Genomic DNA, 1,429 nt, shown 5'->3' with positions numbered 1-1,429 from the left:
CCGGGCGACGGAGGCGCAGCACGCCAAGGGCAAGCTGACCGCTCGTGAGCGGATCGAGCTGTTGCTGGACGCGGGCTCGTTCCAGGAGGTCGAGCAGTTGCGGCGGCACCGGGCGACCGGGTTCGGTCTGGAGGCGAAGCGCCCGTACACCGATGGTGTCATCACCGGTTGGGGCACGGTCGAGGGCCGGACGGTGTTCGTCTACGCGCATGACTTCCGGATCTTCGGTGGTGCGCTGGGCGAGGCCCACGCCACGAAGATCCACAAGATCATGGACATGGCGATCGCGGCCGGTGCGCCGCTGGTGTCGCTGAACGACGGTGCCGGTGCCCGTATCCAGGAGGGCGTGTCCGCGCTCGCCGGGTACGGCGGCATCTTCCAGCGCAACACCAGGGCGTCGGGTGTCATCCCGCAGATCTCGGTGATGCTCGGTCCGTGCGCGGGCGGCGCCGCCTACAGTCCGGCGCTGACGGACTTCGTGTTCATGGTCCGTGAGACCTCGCAGATGTTCATCACCGGTCCGGACGTCGTCAAGGCGGTCACCGGTGAGGAGATCACCCAGAACGGCCTCGGTGGCGCGGACGTGCACGCCGAGACCTCGGGCGTGGCGCACTTCGCCTACGACGACGAGGAGACCTGCATCGCCGAGGTCCGCTACCTCCTGTCGATGCTCCCCTCCAACAACCGCGAGAACCCGCCCACCCACCCCAGCGAGGACCCCGCCGACCGCCGCTCCGAGGTCCTGCTGGACCTGGTGCCGGCGGACGGCAACCGGCCGTACGACATGGCCAAGGTGATCGAGGAGCTCGTCGACGACGGGGACTACCTGGAGGTCCACGAGCGGTGGGCGCGCAACATCATCTGCGCGCTGGCCCGGCTGGACGGCCAGGTCGTGGGCATCGTGGCCAACCAGCCGCAGACGCTGGCGGGTGTGCTGGACATCGAGGCGTCGGAGAAGGCCGCGCGCTTCGTCCAGATGTGCGACGCTTTCAATATCCCGATCGTCACGCTGCTGGACGTCCCCGGCTTCCTGCCGGGCGTCGACCAGGAGCACGGCGGGATCATCCGCCATGGCGCGAAGCTGCTGTACGCGTACTGCAACGCCACCGTGCCGCGTATCTCGCTGATCCTCCGCAAGGCCTACGGCGGGGCCTACATCGTGATGGACAGCCAGTCCATCGGCGCCGACCTCACCTACGCCTGGCCGACGAACGAGATCGCCGTGATGGGTGCCGAGGGCGCCGCGAACGTGATCTTCCGCCGGCAGATCGCCGACGCCGAGGACCCCGAGGCCATGCGCGCCCGCATGGTCAAGGAGTACAAGGCCGAGCTGATGCACCCGTACTACGCCGCGGAGCGCGGTCTGGTCGACGACGTCATCGACCCCTCCGAAACCCGCTCCGTCCTCATCGCCTCCCTGGCGATGCTC

1 protein-coding gene is annotated in these 1,429 nt (G+C 68.6%); it reads left to right on the top strand.

Annotation, left to right across the window (positions count from 1 at the left end):
• Positions 1-1,429 (top strand): acyl-CoA carboxylase subunit beta (locus ACF068_RS32170; protein ID WP_392277852.1); only part of this gene is annotated, 1,429 nt, incomplete at both ends.

Origin of the sequence: Streptomyces sp. NPDC016309 (assembly GCF_043077235.1) — a bacterium.
Lineage (GTDB): Bacteria > Actinomycetota > Actinomycetes > Streptomycetales > Streptomycetaceae > Streptomyces.
The sequence above is the reverse complement of the archived record's forward strand: the minus strand, read 5'-3'. Positions and strand labels throughout refer to the sequence as shown.